Annotated in this window: 17 protein-coding genes; 10 read left to right on the top strand and 7 right to left on the bottom strand. The window is 63.3% G+C overall.

Annotated elements, in window-relative coordinates:
* Positions 1-3 precede the first annotated feature (3 nt).
* From CHR90_RS08790 to lptF, 3 genes are read right to left on the bottom strand one after another with little or no spacing between them, the layout of a single operon-like run.
* Entirely contained in the window at positions 4-1,680 is a 1,677-nt protein-coding gene (locus tag CHR90_RS08790) for an NAD+ synthase (RefSeq protein ID WP_094408607.1), read from the bottom strand.
* Between the two features lies 1 nt (position 1,681).
* On the bottom strand, positions 1,682-2,779 hold the full coding sequence (gene lptG / locus CHR90_RS08795) for an LPS export ABC transporter permease LptG (protein WP_094408608.1): 1,098 nt from the start codon (positions 2,777-2,779) through the stop codon (positions 1,682-1,684).
* On the bottom strand, positions 2,779-3,885 hold the full coding sequence (gene lptF, locus CHR90_RS08800) for an LPS export ABC transporter permease LptF (RefSeq protein WP_094408609.1): 1,107 nt from the start codon (positions 3,883-3,885) through the stop codon (positions 2,779-2,781). Before lptF ends, lptG begins: the two co-directional genes overlap by 1 nt.
* A 104-nt stretch (positions 3,886-3,989) precedes the next feature.
* Here lptF and CHR90_RS08805 point away from each other — a divergent pair, with 104 nt between their 5' ends.
* From CHR90_RS08805 to CHR90_RS08820, 4 genes are all read left to right on the top strand, one after another.
* The gene (locus CHR90_RS08805; protein WP_444542354.1) at positions 3,990-4,928 is read left to right on the top strand and encodes a GDP-L-fucose synthase family protein; all 939 of its coding nucleotides are present in this window, start codon (positions 3,990-3,992) and stop codon (positions 4,926-4,928) included.
* On the top strand, positions 4,925-6,211 hold the full coding sequence (locus CHR90_RS08810; RefSeq protein WP_229671544.1) for a 3-deoxy-D-manno-octulosonic acid transferase: 1,287 nt from the start codon (positions 4,925-4,927) through the stop codon (positions 6,209-6,211). Before CHR90_RS08805 ends, CHR90_RS08810 begins: the two co-directional genes overlap by 4 nt.
* A gap of 96 nt (positions 6,212-6,307) precedes the next feature.
* The gene (locus tag CHR90_RS08815) at positions 6,308-6,751 is read left to right on the top strand and encodes an endonuclease domain-containing protein (protein WP_094408611.1); all 444 of its coding nucleotides are present in this window, start codon (positions 6,308-6,310) and stop codon (positions 6,749-6,751) included.
* A gap of 315 nt (positions 6,752-7,066) precedes the next feature.
* Positions 7,067-7,477 (top strand): helix-turn-helix domain-containing protein, encoded by a 411-nt coding sequence (locus CHR90_RS08820; protein ID WP_094408612.1) that lies wholly within the window; start codon positions 7,067-7,069, stop codon positions 7,475-7,477.
* Positions 7,478-7,480: 3 nt separating this feature from the next.
* Here CHR90_RS08820 and CHR90_RS08825 read toward each other — a convergent pair whose 3' ends face one another.
* From CHR90_RS08825 to CHR90_RS08835, 3 genes are all read right to left on the bottom strand, one after another.
* Positions 7,481-7,819: a type II toxin-antitoxin system HicB family antitoxin gene (locus CHR90_RS08825; protein WP_094408613.1), complete on the bottom strand. Its 339-nt coding sequence runs from the start codon at positions 7,817-7,819 to the stop codon at positions 7,481-7,483.
* The gene (locus tag CHR90_RS08830) at positions 7,816-8,070 is read right to left on the bottom strand and encodes a type II toxin-antitoxin system HicA family toxin (protein WP_094408614.1); all 255 of its coding nucleotides are present in this window, start codon (positions 8,068-8,070) and stop codon (positions 7,816-7,818) included. The genes CHR90_RS08825 and CHR90_RS08830 overlap by 4 nt, the downstream gene beginning before the upstream one ends.
* A 101-nt stretch (positions 8,071-8,171) precedes the next feature.
* Positions 8,172-8,696 carry an adenine phosphoribosyltransferase gene (locus CHR90_RS08835; RefSeq protein ID WP_094408615.1) on the bottom strand — a complete coding sequence of 175 codons (525 nt, stop codon included), beginning with the start codon at positions 8,694-8,696 and terminating at the stop codon, positions 8,172-8,174.
* Positions 8,697-8,802: 106 nt separating this feature from the next.
* Here CHR90_RS08835 and CHR90_RS08840 point away from each other — a divergent pair, with 106 nt between their 5' ends.
* The 3 genes from CHR90_RS08840 (at position 8,803) to CHR90_RS08850 (ending at position 12,051) form a co-directional block, all read left to right on the top strand.
* The gene (locus CHR90_RS08840) at positions 8,803-9,687 is read left to right on the top strand and encodes an aldose 1-epimerase (RefSeq protein ID WP_094408616.1); all 885 of its coding nucleotides are present in this window, start codon (positions 8,803-8,805) and stop codon (positions 9,685-9,687) included.
* 118 nt (positions 9,688-9,805) lie between these two features.
* Positions 9,806-10,753: a complex I NDUFA9 subunit family protein gene (locus CHR90_RS08845; RefSeq protein WP_094408617.1), complete on the top strand. Its 948-nt coding sequence runs from the start codon at positions 9,806-9,808 to the stop codon at positions 10,751-10,753.
* Between the two features lie 146 nt (positions 10,754-10,899).
* Entirely contained in the window at positions 10,900-12,051 is a 1,152-nt protein-coding gene (locus CHR90_RS08850) for a M24 family metallopeptidase (protein ID WP_094408618.1), read from the top strand.
* Between the two features lie 41 nt (positions 12,052-12,092).
* Here the strand turns inward: CHR90_RS08850 and CHR90_RS08855 are convergent, their stop codons facing one another.
* Entirely contained in the window at positions 12,093-12,695 is a 603-nt protein-coding gene (locus CHR90_RS08855; RefSeq protein WP_094408619.1) for a hypothetical protein, read from the bottom strand.
* A 468-nt stretch (positions 12,696-13,163) separates the two neighbouring features.
* Here CHR90_RS08855 and CHR90_RS08860 point away from each other — a divergent pair, with 468 nt between their 5' ends.
* The 3 genes from CHR90_RS08860 to CHR90_RS08870 are packed head-to-tail and all read left to right on the top strand — an operon-like array spanning position 13,164 to position 15,826.
* Positions 13,164-14,591 carry an NAD(P)-dependent oxidoreductase gene (locus CHR90_RS08860; RefSeq protein WP_094408684.1) on the top strand — a complete coding sequence of 476 codons (1,428 nt, stop codon included), beginning with the start codon at positions 13,164-13,166 and terminating at the stop codon, positions 14,589-14,591.
* 4 nt (positions 14,592-14,595) lie between these two features.
* Positions 14,596-15,210 carry a LysE family translocator gene (locus CHR90_RS08865; protein ID WP_094408620.1) on the top strand — a complete coding sequence of 205 codons (615 nt, stop codon included), beginning with the start codon at positions 14,596-14,598 and terminating at the stop codon, positions 15,208-15,210.
* Between the two features lie 4 nt (positions 15,211-15,214).
* Positions 15,215-15,826: a DUF2059 domain-containing protein gene (locus tag CHR90_RS08870; protein ID WP_094408621.1), complete on the top strand. Its 612-nt coding sequence runs from the start codon at positions 15,215-15,217 to the stop codon at positions 15,824-15,826.
* The last annotated feature ends 9 nt before the right edge of the window (positions 15,827-15,835 follow it).

Below are 15,835 nucleotides of genomic sequence, written 5' to 3' on the forward strand. Positions count from 1 at the left end.
CGCTTACCCGCCCCGATAGCCGTTGGTGATCGGATACCGCCGCTCGCGCCCGAAGCTGCGGCGGGTGAGTTTTACCCCCGGCGCGGCTTGGCGGCGCTTATATTCGGCGCGGTCGAGCATCCCCCAAACGCGGGTGACGAGGGCTTCGTCGAACCCTGCGGCTACCAGCTCGGCGCGGGATTTTTGGTCTTCGATAATCCCGGTCAGAATGGCGTCCAGCACGTCATAGGGCGGCAGCGTATCTTGATCGGTCTGGTTGGGCTTCAGTTCGGCGGTCGGGGGCTTGGTGATAACGGTTTCCGGCATCACCAGCGTCTCCGATCCAATCATCGGCCCCAGGGCGCCCGCCGGGGCGGTGTGGTTGCGCCAGCGCGAGACGGCGAAAACATCGGTCTTATACAGGTCTTTCAGCACCGCATAACCGCCGCACATATCGCCGTAGAGCGTGGCATAGCCGACCGCCATTTCCGACTTATTGCCGGTGGAAAGCACCATTGCCCCCAGCTTATTGCTGAGCGCCATGAGGGTAACGCCGCGCGCGCGCGACTGGATGTTTTCTTCGGTCGTATCCGCCGCCCGCCCCTGGGTGAGCGGTGCCAGCATCTCGCCGAAGGCGGCCATCGCCGGGCCGATGGTCACCGAGTGTAGGGTAATCCCCAGGCGCATCGCCACGCCCGCCGCATCATCCAGGCTTTCCTGCGAGGTATAGGGGGAGGGCATCATCACGGCGGTCACCCGGCCCGCGCCCAACCCATCGACGGCAATCGCGGCGGCCAGCGCCGAATCGATCCCGCCCGACAGGCCTAGGATAACGCCGGGAAAGCGGTTCTTATTCACATAGTCGCGCAAGGCCACGACCATCGCGGTATAGAGCGCTTCTTCCCGTCCCAGCGCCGGGGCGGGGGGCTGGTCGGACGATAGCGCAATCCGCCCGTCCGCCCCGCGCGTAAGTGTCAGCCGTCCCAGCGCCGATTGAAAGGCGGGGAGGGTCAGCACGGTTTTACAATCAGCATCGACGGCGAAGGACGCGCCATCGAAGACCATTTCGTCCTGCCCGCCCACCTGATTGACATAGACCAGCGGCAGCGCGGTTTCGCCGATGCGGGCGACGGCGAGGGACAGGCGCTCGTCGGCCTTACCGTCTTCGAAGGGGGAGCCGTTGGGGACGATGAGGATTTCCGCCCCCATTTCCGCCAAGGCTTCGCAGACGTCCGGCGTCCACATATCTTCGCAGATCGGCACGCCCAGCTTCACGCCGCGAAACAGGATGGGGCCGGGGATCGGGCCGGGGGCGAAGACGCGCTTTTCGTCGAACACACCATAGTTCGGTAGATCATGCTTCACGCGGATCGCGGCGATTTTGCCACCGTCGAGCAGGGCGACGCAGTTGCACGGATAGCCGCCCTGATCGAGCGGCACGCCGACCAGCAGCGCCGAGCCGCCATCGGCGGTTTCGGCAGCGAGTTCCTCCAGCAAGGCCCGGCAGTCGGCCAGGAATTGCGGGCGCAGCACCAAATCTTCCGGCGGATAGCCGCACAGGGTGAGTTCGCCGAAGACGACGAGATCGACGCCGGTTTTCGCAGCCTCCGCCCGGGTGGCACGGATCAGCGCGGCATTGCCCGCCAGATCGCCGACATGGGGGTTGACCTGCGCCAGCGCGAGCGTCAGCCGATCCGTCATTCTAACCGTCCTCCAGGTACAAAAGCGTCGCAAGGCCGAACAGGCAACCAATCGCCGCCGGGGTCCAGGCCGCCATCAGCACGGGGATGCTGGCGGATTTGCCCAAGGCCTGCACAAGGTCGTTCATCAGATAGAAACCGAAGCCGATCAGCACCCCGAGACCGATGCGCGCGCCCACCCCGCCGCGCCGGGCCGGGCGGAGGGAGAAGGTGGCGGCGATCAGCACCATCGCCCCCAGCAGCACCGGCACGGCCAATTGGCTGTGCAGATACAGCCGGTGGCGGGTGGCGGAGAAGCCGGCGCTTTCCAGCACGGAGATAAAGTCCGGCAGCGCCCAGAACGACATGGTTTCTGGCCGCGCGAAACTTTCTTGGATGCGGTCGGGCGTCAGATCGGTCGGCAGCACCAGCCGCCCGATGGGTTTCGACGGTTGACCGTTCGGCGCTTCCGACGCGGGATCGATCACCCAGGCGCCGTCTTCCAGCGTTGCTGTGGGGGCATCGACGCGGGAAACGAAGCGGCCCTGCGCATCGTAGCGCAGGATCATCACGCCCCCCAGGCTGCGCAGATCGCGGCTGACCTGATCGGCGTGAATGATCGCGGTCGCGCCGCCGCCGCCCGCCTGCCGCAGCCAGAGACCAGCGGGGGAGACGACCATCTGTTCCACTTGCCCGCGCAGCAGCCGACCTTCCAACACCTCATAGCGGGCGAAGGTGACGGCGGCGAGCTGGTTTAGCAGCGCGACTTTCAAAATGCCCAGGCCAACCGCCACAAAAAGGGCGGGGGCAAGGAACTGCCAGACGGAAATCCCCGCCGCGCGTGCCACGATCAACTCGTTGCTGCGCGTCAGGCGCCAGAAGGCCATGATCGCGCCGAACAGCACGGCGAAGGGCATCAGGGTTTGCGCGGTCTGCGGCAGTTTCAACAGGGCGAGATGCAGCACCGTGGCAAGGCCAACATCGGGCTTACTGGCCGCCCGGCGCAGCAGTTCCACCGAATCGGCGAGGAAAATCACCGCCGACAGGCCGAAGAAGAAACTGAGCAGCCAGACGCCGAAATGCTTGGCGATATAGCCGCAGAATAGCGGGGAAATGCGCATCAGCGCGCCTCCGTCGCGGGGGAAAACAGCGTGGGGCGGGCGATGACCAGCGCTGCGACCGCCACTGTTACCAGCGGCAGCAGGTAGAACAGCAGCACGGCGCCGCTCATACGGTTCGCCAAACTGCCGAAGGCGAAGAACAGCCCTTGCACCGCAGCCGCCAGCACGACGGCCAGCAGAATGCGTCGGTTCTGGCCGCGCCGGTTGAAATCGCCGGACAGCAGCGCACCGAAGGCAATCGCCAGAAACGCCGGGATCATCAGCGGCGCAGCAAGGCGCTGATGGGCTTCGATGAAAAAGCCGCGCCGGGTGCGGTCGTCCACCCCATCCTCCGGCCACAGCAATTCATCAAGGTAGCGTTCGGTGCCTTCGCGCTGGCGATTAACAATCTCGCCGGTCACCCGGTTGATATCCACCGTGTAGCGGTCGAAGAACAGAAAGCTGATGCGGCCCGTCGTGCGGTCGAGTTCCTGCCGATTGCCGTTGATCATCACCAGGCGCGGGCCATCGGGGCTTTGCACCATCGTTCCCCGGTCGGCGATATAGGTCGCGGGCCGGTCGGCGATGCGGCTGTCGTGGGCCATAATGCCGAAGAGATCGCCTTCCACCCCCTGCTCGCGCACGAACAGCGTCAGCTTATCGTCAAGCTGGGTAAAAACACCCTCTTGCAGCAGCACGGCAGTAAAATTATTGCGCAGATTGGCCTGCAAATCCTTGAAAGCGCGGTAGGAGGCCGGGAGGCCGTAGAGCGTTAACCCGTAGCCGACCAGCAGCAGCGCTGCCATCACCATCACTGCCGGGCGCATCAACTGGCTCGGCCCCAGCCCGGCTGCGCGCATCGCCAGCAACTCGCTATCCGCCTGCAAGCCGTTGTAGGTGAACAGCACGGCGGCAAACAGCGCGATAGGCAGGATCACCGTCAGGAAGTTCGGCAGCACCAGGGCCGAAATGGTGATGAAGGTCGAGACCGGCAGCCCGCGGTTCACCGTCAGGTCGATGAAACGGAGCGACTGGCTAAGCCAGATGGCGGCGGCAAGAACGGCGAGTACGGCGAGCGTCGCGACCAGAACCTGCCGGGCGATATAACGGTCGAAGCGGGTCAACATCGGCGGCACTATAGGCGGCAGGGCAGCCCGTCGCTAGTCCCCCCTTGCAGGGGGCGCCCGCGCATCGTACATCCCCGCTATCACGCCCTAAGGGGCAAGGAGGAATGATGGATCGGTCGGCGAAGATTCTGGTGGCCGGGGCGCGGGGCCTTGTCGGTGGGGCGATTGTGCGCCAGTTGCGCGCGCAGGGGTTCGAAAACCTGCTAACGCCGTTCCGGGCCGAGCTTGATTTGACCGACCGGGCGGCGCTCGATGCCTATTTGGCCCAGCACAAGCCGCAGTTCGTGTTCGATGCGGCGGCGAAGGTGGGCGGCATTCAGGCGAATAATCAGTTCCCCGGCGATTTCATCCGCGACAACCTACTGATCCAGACCAATCTGATTGATGCGTCTTACCGGGCGGGCGTTGAAAAATTCGTCTTCCTCGGCTCTTCCTGCATCTATCCGAAGTTCGCACCGCAGCCGATGAAGGAAGAGCATCTGCTGACCGGCATTCTGGAGCCGACCAATTCCGCCTATGCGGTCGCCAAGATCGCCGGGATCGAGATGGTCAAATCTTACCGCCGCCAGTTCGGCTTCAAAGGCATCTCACTGATGCCGACGAACCTTTATGGGCCGGGCGATAATTACGATTTGAACAACAGCCACGTGCTGCCCGCGCTGATCCGCAAGTTCCACGAAGCAAAGCAGAGCCACGCGAAAGAAGTGGTGATCTGGGGCACCGGCACGCCGCGCCGCGAGTTCCTGCATTGCGACGATCTGGCCGATGCCGCGATCTTCCTGATGCAGACCTACGATAGCGACGACATCATCAACGTTGGTGTCGGTGACGATATCGCCATCGGTGAGGTGGCGCGGATGATTAAGGAGATCGTCGGTTTCGACGGGGCCTTGGTGCAGGATACCAGCAAGCCCGACGGTACGCCGCGCAAGCTGCTGGATGTCTCGCGCCTGACCGCCCTCGGTTGGCGCCCGAAACTGTCGCTGCGCGAGGGGATTACCCAGACCTACGCCGCCTATCAGGCTACCCTGGCCGCCGCATGATGGCTGCCGCCGCGCTGGCGCTCTACCGCACCCTCGGGTGGGGGCTGACGCCGCTGCTGCCGGTCTATCTTGGGCGGCGGCGCGCGCGCGGGAAGGAGCATGCGACCCGTTGGCGGGAACGGCTGGGGGTGCCGGGGGCCGTGCGCCCCGCAGGGCGGCTGATCTGGCTGCACGGCGCCAGCGTCGGCGAATCCCTGGCCCTGTTGCCGCTGATCGAGGCGCTGCGGCGGGAGTGGCCCCAGGTGACGCTGTTGATCACCACCGGTTCCATCACCTCGGCGGCGCTGATGGCCGAAAGGTTGCCGCCCGGCGCCTTGCACCAATTCGTGCCGCTCGACGCGCCGGGGGCGGTGGACCGCTTCCTTGCCCATTGGCGCCCCGATCTGGTGATCTGGACCGAATCCGACCTATGGCCGACGATCCTGACCCAGCTTCAGCGGCGGCGGACGCCGATGGTGCTGGTCAATGGGCGGCTGTCGGATCGCTCCTTCCGGCGCTGGCAGCGGGCGAAGCCAATCATCGCGCGGCTGCTTGGGTGCTTTACCGAAGTGCTGGCGCGCGGGCCGGAGGATGCGGCGCGGTTTTCCGCCCTCGGCGCGGCGCGGGTCCAGGCTGCGGGGAACCTAAAGCTCGCCGCTGCCCCCCTGCCGGTGGACGCGGCGGTTCTCGCCGCCGCCCGCGCCCGTCTTGGCGACCGTCCGGTGCTGGTCGCGGCGAGCACCCACCCGACCGAGGAAGCCCTGATCGCCGCCGCCCATCGGGCGCTATTGGCTGATTTCCCTGACCTGCTAACGATCATCGCCCCCCGCCACCCGCAGCGTGGGGCGGAGATTGCGGCGGACCTTGCCGCCCCCTGCCGCTCGCAGGGCGCCGATATCCCCGCCCACGGCCTCTATATCGCCGATACGATGGGGGAACTGGGGCTTTGGTACCGCCTCGCCCGTGTCGCGGTGATCGGCGGCAGCTTCATCCCCCACGGAGGCCAGAACCCGACCGAAGCGGTGCGCCTCGGCTGCCCGGTGATCTTCGGCCCGCATATGGACAATTTCCGCGAGGATGTGGCCGCGCTGCTCGCCGAAGGGCAGGCCGTGCAGGTAACGGCGGAAACGCTGGCCGACGCCGTGAAAACCGCTGTCGCTGCCTCAAGGTTGCCGGAATCAGTTGGTACAGAGCAAGGAACGGCGGTGGAAACCGCGCTTGCCTTAGTGGGAAAGCTGCTGCCGGATCGGCCTTCTCCTACTCCTCTCCCTCCGGGAGAGGCAGGAGCCGTAGGCTCCGGGTGAGGGGGCAGCGCACTGGCCTGCGGAGATTATTCCCTCACCCCGGCCCTCTCCCAAGGGGAGAGGGGGATCCCCGGTACGGTTAGAACCTTTGTTAAGATGAGCAAAGGCCACTTTTATGCTATAAACGGGCAATGCCCCAACAACCATGCACGCCGTCTGCGGCAAGCCCTGACGGATGCCGAGCGGCGCTTGTGGTCGGCCCTGCGAGGACGGCAGTTAGGGGGCTGGAAATTTCGGCGTCAGCATCCGGTAGGGCCATATATTTTAGACTTTGCCTGCCTGGAGGGTCGGCTTGCCGTTGAGGCGGATGGTGGGCAGCATACCGATTCGCATTATGACGAGCGCCGCTCGCTTTGGCTGATTGACCGGGGCTGGCGGGTAGTGCGTTTCTGGAATAACGATATCCTTCAGAATACCGAAGGGGTCTTGACGGAGATTCTGCGCGTGCTGGAGGAGGGGCGGAAGGCATCCCACCGTCAACCCTCGCGCTCCAATCCATGTGCCGGGGAGGAAGAGGGTCTCGGTAAATGGCTCACCTAACCCATCCCGCCGCCTATGCCGTGCAGGGTATTGCGGCGTTTCCGTTCCGAAAATGATCTGCTATACAACCCTGGGGCGTCACGCGCGCCCTGGGGCGTAGAAACCCCTCAGTAAACGGTTGGTACCCGCCGTTAGGGTGCCTGTATCCTTGACCTTTCGGGTCGGGGAGCCTGTGGCGCATGTCCAGGCACCCCGTGCTAAAGGCCACAGGGACCGTTTTGCTGCGGTTTTCTACCTCCCCGACTAAAGGGGTCAGGAGTGCTGTTCGCGGGGGCGTACCGCAACACAGCGCCTGCCAGCAGGGTGAGGCCGATCATGCCGCAGGATATAGTCGTTCCCCGTCGCCGCCGGGGCCGCCCGCCGCGTACAGAAGCACTGACTTTTATCGATCAATGCATCGGCGCCCGCATTCAACTCTATCGTCGCAGTCAGCGCCTTACGCAGGCGGCACTCGGCGAGGGGCTGGGCGTGACCTTCCAGCAAATCCAAAAATACGAAAACGGGCGCAGCCGGGTTACCGTTTCGACGCTGTATCAGATCGCCGATCTTCTGAATGTGCCGATCATGCTGTTTTTCACGGATTTACCCGACGCCGGGGCGCCCAATCCCTTGAGCGACCCGGACACTATGACCGCGCTGCGCCATTTCCAGCCGCTGCCCAAGCCGGTGAAAAAGCAGATGGTGGCTTTGATGAAAGTGCTGCGGGCAACCGAGAACGCGGGTTAGGGTTTAAGCTCCTCGCGCGGCTTCCCGAATCGTTCCAGCAATCCATTCATTCAGGCTCTTGCCGGCTGCGGCGGCTGCGATTGCGGCAGCCGCATGATCGTCGGGCGCGAGCCGGACGTTGAACTTGCCCGAGAATTTGCGGCGTGGTTCGATGCCTTTTTCCTTGCACATCGCAAGATAGACGGCCAGGGATTTGCGGCCTTCCTCAACCAAGTCGCGGACGCTCTCGGCATAGAAATCCGCCCCGCCGCTAAGGCCAATAAACTCGCCGCGCAGCATCTGAATTTCAGGATCAAAAGCGACAACCGCCCTTTCGCCATTAATCTCGATGACATTCTTCATGGCGTTACTCCGTGTTCGTCCAGCCATTTTCGGAGGCTGGCGATAGCGCCCTTATCAGTATCCGGCGATGGATGCGGGCGATGAAAGACCCGCACTTCGCCAAACAGGAAGACCCCCACGCGCGAACCTTCCCGCTCGCTGATTTCCGCCCCTAGCGCTGCAAGCAGCGCCTCAATATCGGTCCAGCGGATTGAGCCGTTAACCGGTCGTGCGAAAATCAGCTCCAGCGTAGCCTTGTGACGCTTCTTCATGAAAGATTTAGTACTGTTTATTGGTACTAATATCAAGTGCGTTTCGGGCAATCCCCAGTGCATTTCGCGCCAGAAAAGCACCTCGCCATCTGCCTCACCGTCTAACTATCATACACCATCAAACTATGGCTCGGCACGCCCAGCGCGGCCAACCGCTCGCGGCCCTTAAGGAAGCTGAGTTCGATCAGATAGGCGCTGCCCGCCACCGTGCCGCCGACCTTGCGGATCAGTTCGACGGCCGCCGCCATCGTGCCGCCGGTAGCCAGCAGATCATCCAGCACGACAACGCGCTGACCGGGCTGCACGGCGCCGTCCTGAATCTCAATCGTGTCCTCGCCATATTCCAGCGCATAGGAATGGCGGATGGTGTCGCCGGGCAGCTTGCCCTTTTTGCGCACCATGACGAAGCCGACCCCAAGTTCCAGCGCCAGCGGCGCCGCGACCAGAAAGCCGCGCGATTCGATACCGACCAGCACGTCGGGCTTCAGCGGCGCGACGGCGGCGTGCAACTGGCGCACGGCCTCCTTCCACGCCGCAGCATGGGCCAGCAGGGTGGAAATATCGTAGAACAGAATGCCCGGCTTCGGAAAATCCGGCACCGGACGAATATGATCTTTCAGCGTCACGCGCGTGTCCCTTATGTGACTGATTTCCCCGCAGATCAGCACTAGCCGGGGGGCTTTGGCAAGGCTAAGGTCGGGGTATCCCTCCCCCCTTGCGACGCTTTGCCCCATGAACCATTCCCTGCTGACCCTCGCCTCCGGCCCCTTGGTTCTCGACCTCGTCCCCACGCTTGGCGGGGCGGTAGCGAATTTCACCCATGACGGCACGCCGCTGTTCCGCCCGCCGCCCGCCGAAGGGCTGGTCGCGGCGCGGTCGCTGGGCTGCTATCCGCTGGTGCCATTTTCCAACCGCATCAAGGAAGGCCGCTTCCGCTATGGCGGTGTGCGCTATCAGGCCGGGCCGGTGGGGCCGATTGATCCGCTGCATGCGATCCACGGTGATGGCTTCCGCCATCCCTGGCAGGTCGTCGCCTCCGGCCCGAAAGCGGCGACGCTGGTCTACCAGCACGATGGGGCAGAAGGCTGGCCGTTCAGCTACCGCGCCATTCAGCATTTCGACCTGTCCGATACCGGCCTGACCGTGCGCATGACGTTGACGAACGAGGATATTCGCGCCTTTCCGGCGGGCTTAGGGCTGCATCCGTTCTTCCCGAAAGCTGGGGCGACGCTGACCACTTACGCGCCGACCTTCTGGAAAAGCGACGAAACCCGGTTGCCGCTGCTGGAAATGCCGGTACCCCCGGCCTGGGACTTCGCGGGCGGGCGGGTGATGGCGGAAATCGAGTTGGATAATTGCTTTGCGGGCTGGAGCCGCCGCGCGATTGTGCGCTGGCGCGACAAGGGCCTGAGCCTGACGATGACCGCCGACCCGATTTTCGGCAAAGTGGTGATCTACTCGCCGATGGGCCAAGATTTCTTCTGTGCCGAACCGGTGACCCATCTTAATAACGCTATCAATCTGCGCGCGGCGGGCGTGTCGGACAGTGGGGTTGTCGATCTTTCGCCGGGCGAGAGTTTGAGCGGCGCCGTGCTGTTCGCGGTCGAGGAAGATTAGACGGGCGAAAGCGCCGCATTGCGATAGGCCCGCGCCCTCTTCCAGCCGGGGCGCCGCTCGTGTAAGGAAGGGCAGGGCCAGCGGCCTTGTCCGCAGCATTGTATGAGAGAGTGATCCAATGGCGCAGGTGATTACGGTTCTGGGGGGTTCGGGCTTCGTCGGACGGCATGTGGTGCAGCGCTTGGCGAAGACCGGCGCGCAAGTGCGTCTGGGCGTGCGGAACATCGAGCTTGCCAAGCGCCTGAAGCCCCTCGGCGATGTCGGCCAGATCGTGCCGATGACGGTGGATATTGCGCGCGGCACCGGGCTTGCGGCAGCGATGGCCGGGGCCGATGTGGTGATCAATCTCGTCGGCATTCTGGCGCCGGGCGGTAGCAATAAATCCTTCCAGGCCGTGCAGGCCGAGGGTGCCCAGCGCGCCGCCGAGGCTGCCAAAGCGGCGGGGGTGCCGCGCTTTATTCAGATGTCGGCGCTGGGGGCTGATGCGGACTCGGAGTCCGAGTATGCCCAGACCAAGGCGGCGGGCGAAGCGGCGGTGCTGGCCCTCTACCCCGACGCCGCAATTTTCCGCCCGTCGATCATTTTCGGGCCGGATGATGGGTTCTTCAATAAATTCGCCGCGATGGCGCGGACGGCCCCAGCCTTGCCGCTGATTGGCGGCGGCGCTACGCGCTTTCAGCCGATTTTCGTTGGCGATGTCGCCGATGCCATCGTCAAGGCGGTCACCGATCCGTCGGTGCGCGGCATTTACGAAATCGGCGGGCCGAAGGCTTATAGCTTCAAGGAGCTGATGCAGTTCACGCTGACCGCATCGCATCTATCGGCGCTACTGCTGCCGGTGCCCTTCCCGGTGGCGGCCTTTATCGGCCTTTTCGTCGGCATGCTGCCGGGCGCGCCGATTACGCTGGATCAGGTGAAGCTGCTGAAGGTCGATAATCTGCCGAGCGGGAAGTTCCCCGGACTGAAAGAGCTTGGCATTGCGGGCGCAACGGTCGAAGCGATCATGCCCGCCTATTTGGCGCGCTTCCAGCCCGGCGGGCGGTTCGGCAGCCTGCACGGCGCCTAGGCCTTTCTCGCTACGCATGGTTTAAAACCGCCCCGACCCTCGGGGCGGTTTTTTTGTGTGCGCTTTGCGTACAAACATGCCTTGCGGTCTGGTTCGCCGCTCTGATTAACTGGCGAGACGGAAATCATCTGGAAAGGAACCCGGTCATGGCCCTGCATTTCAGCGCGGAAGAACTGGCCGGGCGCCGGGCGGCGGCCTGCGCCGCGATGGCGGCACAGGGGCTGGATGGGCTGCTGATTTTCCGCCAGGAAAGCATGTATTACCTGACCGGCTACGACACCTTCGGTTACGTCTATTTCCAGTGCCTCTATCTGGGTGTCGATGGGCGGCTGATGCTGATCACCCGGGCGCCGGATCTGCGCCAAGCGCAACATACGTCGATGATCGAGGATATCCGCATTTGGGCCGACCGCGACGGCGCCGACCCGGTGTTAGACCTCAAGGCGGTGCTGGTCGAATTCGGCCTATCCGGTAAAAAATTGGGGGCGGAGTTCAACGCCTACGGGCTGCCCTATGCCCTGGGCAAGCGGCTGGTGACGGCGTTGGAGGACAGTTTCACGCTGGTCGAAGCCTCCGACCTCGTGACCAACCTCCGGCTGATCAAAAGCCCCGCCGAACTTGCCTATGTGCGCCGCGCGGCGGAACTGGCCGATGCGGCGCTGGATGCGGCCCATCAAACCGTCGCGCCGGGGGCGTTCGAAGGCGATATTCTGGCGGCGATGCACGGGGCGATCTATCGCGGCGGCGGCGACGATCCGGCCAATGAGTTTATCATCGGGTCGGGGCGCGATGCGCTGCTGTGCCGCTATTTCACCGGGCGCAAATACCTTGGCGCGGAAGACCAGATCACGCTCGAATTCGCCGGGGCCTATCGCCATTATCACGCCTGCCTGATGCAGACGATCCCCGTTGGCACGATCACCGACCGGCACCGCACGTTGCACGGTGTTGCGATGGATGCGCTGGCGGCCTGCCGGGCGGCGCTGAAACCGGGCGAGCCGGTGGGCGGGGTGTTCGATGCCTATGCCCGCGTCTGCGATGCCGCCGGGGAAACCCCGCACCGGCTGAACGCCTGCGGGTATAGCCTGGGCACGACCTTCGCGCCGAACTGGATGGATTGGCCGATGTTCTACACTGGCAACCCGGTAATCATTCAGCCGGGGATGGTCTTCTTCCTGCATATGATCCTGATGGATAGCGACGTAGGCATCGCCATGTGCCCCGGGATGACCGTGGAAGTGACCGAGGGCGGCAATCAGCCCCTAACGCGCCATACGCTGGAACTGATTGGCCGGTAATAAAAGTGCCCCCTCGCCTAAGCGGGGAGGGGGCACGCAGATTAACCGATTTTGACGGCCTGGCGTTTGGTTTCCAGCGCCGTCAGCTCCTTCTGGCGCTTTTCTTCGACCTTCGTGGTTTCCGAATCGCACTGGGCTTGATTGTTCGCCGGGCAGGTTTCCTTCGCGCGGGCGGCGATTTTATCGTAGCGCCCGTTGATATCGGCCTTCAGCCCATCGAAGTAGCTGTCGCGCTCGGCCGGGGTCGGGAATTTTTCCGGTGGCAGAATGACTTTCACTAAGGCGGGGTAGCGGTTGTTGGCGCCGCTCGCCGCATCGACGATTAGGCCGACGCCGCCGCCCAGAAGAATATTGCCGATGGTTGCGCCGGTAAATTCGCTCTCCACCCGTTCGGTCACGGTCAGATGACCGGTCTTTTCGCAGGTGACGGCCAGATCGGCCTTGGATTTCACCAGTGTCAGCGTACCCGGCGTTGCATCGACCGTGCCGAGTTTGGCGCCGTCGCGCTCGATACCGCAGCGGGCGCCCGCGGGGGTGGTCTCGAACGACACTTTATCTTCGGTGCCCTCGACGACCGTCGCGCAGGCGGCCAATTGGCTGGCCATCAGGGTTGCGGCCAAGGCCAGAATAAGACGGAAAGGCATGATGCTCCTGAACGGATTGAACGGTTTCGCATTCCCCAGGATTTTGTTAGTATTTTATTAATATTCTCCCGTCAAGCCGGGTTGTAAATGCGTGGAAAATCTCCTGCAATAGTATGATGAGACGGATTGCTGCGCGAAAAAGCCATTCTGCGACAGGTTTCTAAAGCGGCTTGCTGATCCTCGACCAAAACGGTCCTGGGCACCCAAGTGGTAAGCAAAATTGACCTATTTTTGCGCGGTTCCAGGAATTTTACTGCGACTAACTCGCAATCATGCCAGAAATTAATCCCGTTTCGGTCCTATATGTGCGTTTTCCCTGGAAAACCGCCCTTTTGGTCGGTAACCCTGTCCTTCCCCAAACGGGTATGGGTTTTCGGGAAGGGAAGGATCGGCGCAATGGCGTCCAAGTCGAACAAGACGGCAGCGGAACAGACGGCTCAGCAGGCCCAGGTTGCCGCAAAGGCGGTGATGCAGCGCTTCACCAAGCTGGCCAAGGCCATGCCGGACAAGCGGGATGCCGATGATCGCCGGGCCGATTTCGACGAAATCTATGGCCGCTACAGCGCTACGGAAGCGACCGCGCAGGCGTCGCGCTGCTCGCAATGCGGCGTGCCCTTCTGTCAGGTCCATTGCCCGCTGCACAATAACATCCCCGATTGGCTGAAGCTGACGGCGGAAGGCCGCTTGCAGGAAGCCTATGAGATCAGCCAGGCGACCAATAGTTTCCCGGAAGTCTGCGGCCGCATCTGCCCGCAGGACCGCCTGTGCGAAGGCAATTGCGTGATCGAGAAGGGGTTCGAGTCCGTCTCCATCGGCGCGGTCGAAAAATACATCACCGATGCCGCCTGGGAACAGGGCTGGGTTGCCGCGCCGGTTGCCCGGACGGAGCGTGGCCAGTCGGTCGGCATCATCGGCGGTGGCCCGGCGGGGCTGGCGGCAGCGGAAGCGCTGCGCCGCAAGGGCTATCAGGTGCATATCTACGATCGCTACGACCGCATGGGCGGCCTGCTGATCTACGGCATTCCCGGCTTCAAGCTGGAAAAGGACGTGGTGGAGCGCCGCACGAAGCTGTTGGCCGATGGCGGCATTCATATGCACAGCAATTTCGAAGTGGGCCGCGACGCCATGCTGTCGGAACTGCGCGAAAAGCATGATGCCTTGCTGGTGGCCACCGGCGTTTATAAGGCGCGCGAGTTGGAAGCGCCGGGCGACACGCTGCCGGGTATCGTTCCCGCGCTGTCGTATCTCGTTGCCTCCAATAAGGTCGGCCTGGGCGATCCGGTGCCGGATTTCGACAGCGGCGTGCTGAATGCCAAGGATAAGAAGGTCGTCGTCATCGGCGGCGGCGATACGGCGATGGACTGCGTGCGCACGGCGGTTCGCCAGGGCGCGGCGTCGGTGAAGCTGCTGTACCGCCGCAATCGGGCGAATATGCCGGGCAGCCAGCGCGAAGTGCAGAATGCCGAAGAAGAAGGCGTCGATTTCGTGTGGCTGACGGCGCCGGAAAGCTTCCACGGCGCGGGCCACGTCCGCTCGGTGAAGGCCGTCGAAATGCACCTCGGCCTGCCCGATGCCTCGGGCCGTCAGGTGCCGACCAAGCTCGACGGGTCGGAATTCATTCTGGAAGCCGATCTGGTCATCAAGGCGCTGGGTTTCGATCCCGAAGACGTGCCGACGCTGTTCGGTGCGCCGGAATTGGCCGTTACCCGCTGGGGCACGCTGCGCGTCGATCACAAGACGATGATGAGCAATCTCGACGGCGTTTTCGCGGCGGGCGATATCGTGCGCGGTGCCAGCCTCGTCGTCTGGGCGATCCGCGACGGGCGCGACGCGGCGGAAAGCATCCATCGTTATATCCAGTCGAAGGCGGGCAGCCTCGCGGCGGCGGCCGAGTAAGATCATGGACCTGCACGTCATCCTGACCTTCGCGGGGCTCTGCGCGATCATCTCGGTCATGCCGGGGCCGAACGCCATGATGACGATGGCGCAGGGCATCACCAACGGGGCGCGCGGGGCGATCTGGACGATTGCCGGGTCGATCCTATGCCTCGCCGGGTTCATGCTGATTTCGGCGCTGGGGGCGGGGGCGATCCTGATGGCTTCCCCAACCCTGTTCGAAATCGTGCGTTGGGGCGGTGTCGCTTACCTCGTGTTCCTGGCCGTACAGGCGTGGCGCGCCCCGCCGATGGCGGCACAAGCCGGGGAGGCCGATACCCGCGCCAGCGGCGGCGTTCTGTTCGTCAAAGGCTTCGCTACTTCGCTATCGAATCCCAAGGCCATGCTGTTCTGGGGGGCATTGTTCCCGCCGTTCCTTGATCCGACCGTGCCGGTAGCGCTGCAAATCGGCGTGCTGGGCGGTGTGGCCTTCACCATCGAACTGGCGGTGATGCTGGGCTACGGCCTCGGCGCGGCCTTCATCAGCCGCGAGTTGGCGAAGCGCGGGAAGACGACGCTATTCAACAAAGTCTCCGGCGGGGCAATGCTCGGCGCGGCGGCGTTCCTCGCGTCGAAGTGAGGGGATGATGCGGGCAGTTGCAGTTCTTCTGGCGCTTGGGCTGTTAGGCGGCTGTACGACGACGCAGACCCCGGCCCCAGGAGTGACGGCTCAGCCGACGGCGACCTCGGAAGAAGCATCGCGGCCGCTACGGCTTGCCTACTCAGTCAAGTTTCTCCAGTACGTCAAAAACGTCGACGAGGTGAAAGACGCGTTACGGAAAAACTTGGGTGCGTCCCTCCTCGTTCTGGCGCAGCGGTATAACCCGAAGGAGCCTGAGCAACTGGTTGCGTTTTTCCGGGAGAACATTGTTCCGGAAATTGAACGGCGGCTTCCCGAGATTACAGACCTTTTGGCTGAGGTTTTCGCCGATACGTTCACGACCGATGAAATGCGGCGTCTTTCGGATTTAGTTTCGCTGCCAGCCTCCTTGAAGATGAAGGATAAAAAGCCGCTGACGGATCAGGAGTTGGCTGAAGTTGAAGCATTGCGTCCGCTGGAACTCATGCAAATTCTGGAGTCAAAGCAAAGCGCAATCAAAGAGTTGGCGCGGGTCAGAGGGGAAGTTTGGGGGTTGCGGCTTGTCGAAGAGCTTATTGCAAGAAACCCAGAAAAGTTTCGCCAAAAGGCGATCTGAAGAATTCGA

It is taken from the genome of Elstera cyanobacteriorum (genome assembly GCF_002251735.1).
In the GTDB taxonomy this organism is placed as follows: Bacteria; Pseudomonadota; Alphaproteobacteria; order Elsterales; family Elsteraceae; genus Elstera; species Elstera cyanobacteriorum.

Excerpts from the sequence above, each read along its gene's own strand:
- CHR90_RS08810 (WP_229671544.1), top strand. The coding sequence starts at position 4,925 with ATGATGGCTGCCGCCGCGCTGGCGCTCTACCGCACCCTCGGGTGGGGG.
- lptG (WP_094408608.1), bottom strand. The coding sequence starts at position 2,779 with ATGCGCATTTCCCCGCTATTCTGCGGCTATATCGCCAAGCATTTCGGC.
- CHR90_RS08860 (WP_094408684.1), top strand. The coding sequence starts at position 13,164 with ATGCAGCGCTTCACCAAGCTGGCCAAGGCCATGCCGGACAAGCGGGAT.
- CHR90_RS08830 (WP_094408614.1), bottom strand. The coding sequence starts at position 8,070 with ATGAAGAAGCGTCACAAGGCTACGCTGGAGCTGATTTTCGCACGACCG.
- lptF (WP_094408609.1), bottom strand. The coding sequence starts at position 3,885 with ATGTTGACCCGCTTCGACCGTTATATCGCCCGGCAGGTTCTGGTCGCG.
- CHR90_RS08850 (WP_094408618.1), top strand. The coding sequence starts at position 10,900 with ATGGCCCTGCATTTCAGCGCGGAAGAACTGGCCGGGCGCCGGGCGGCG.
- CHR90_RS08815 (WP_094408611.1), top strand. The coding sequence starts at position 6,308 with ATGAGCAAAGGCCACTTTTATGCTATAAACGGGCAATGCCCCAACAAC.
- CHR90_RS08805 (WP_444542354.1), top strand. The coding sequence starts at position 3,990 with ATGATGGATCGGTCGGCGAAGATTCTGGTGGCCGGGGCGCGGGGCCTT.
- CHR90_RS08790 (WP_094408607.1), bottom strand. The coding sequence starts at position 1,680 with ATGACGGATCGGCTGACGCTCGCGCTGGCGCAGGTCAACCCCCATGTC.
- CHR90_RS08865 (WP_094408620.1), top strand. The coding sequence starts at position 14,596 with ATGGACCTGCACGTCATCCTGACCTTCGCGGGGCTCTGCGCGATCATC.
- CHR90_RS08825 (WP_094408613.1), bottom strand. The coding sequence starts at position 7,819 with ATGAAGAATGTCATCGAGATTAATGGCGAAAGGGCGGTTGTCGCTTTT.
- CHR90_RS08820 (WP_094408612.1), top strand. The coding sequence starts at position 7,067 with ATGCCGCAGGATATAGTCGTTCCCCGTCGCCGCCGGGGCCGCCCGCCG.
- CHR90_RS08870 (WP_094408621.1), top strand. The coding sequence starts at position 15,215 with ATGATGCGGGCAGTTGCAGTTCTTCTGGCGCTTGGGCTGTTAGGCGGC.
- CHR90_RS08840 (WP_094408616.1), top strand. The coding sequence starts at position 8,803 with ATGAACCATTCCCTGCTGACCCTCGCCTCCGGCCCCTTGGTTCTCGAC.
- CHR90_RS08845 (WP_094408617.1), top strand. The coding sequence starts at position 9,806 with ATGGCGCAGGTGATTACGGTTCTGGGGGGTTCGGGCTTCGTCGGACGG.
- CHR90_RS08855 (WP_094408619.1), bottom strand. The coding sequence starts at position 12,695 with ATGCCTTTCCGTCTTATTCTGGCCTTGGCCGCAACCCTGATGGCCAGC.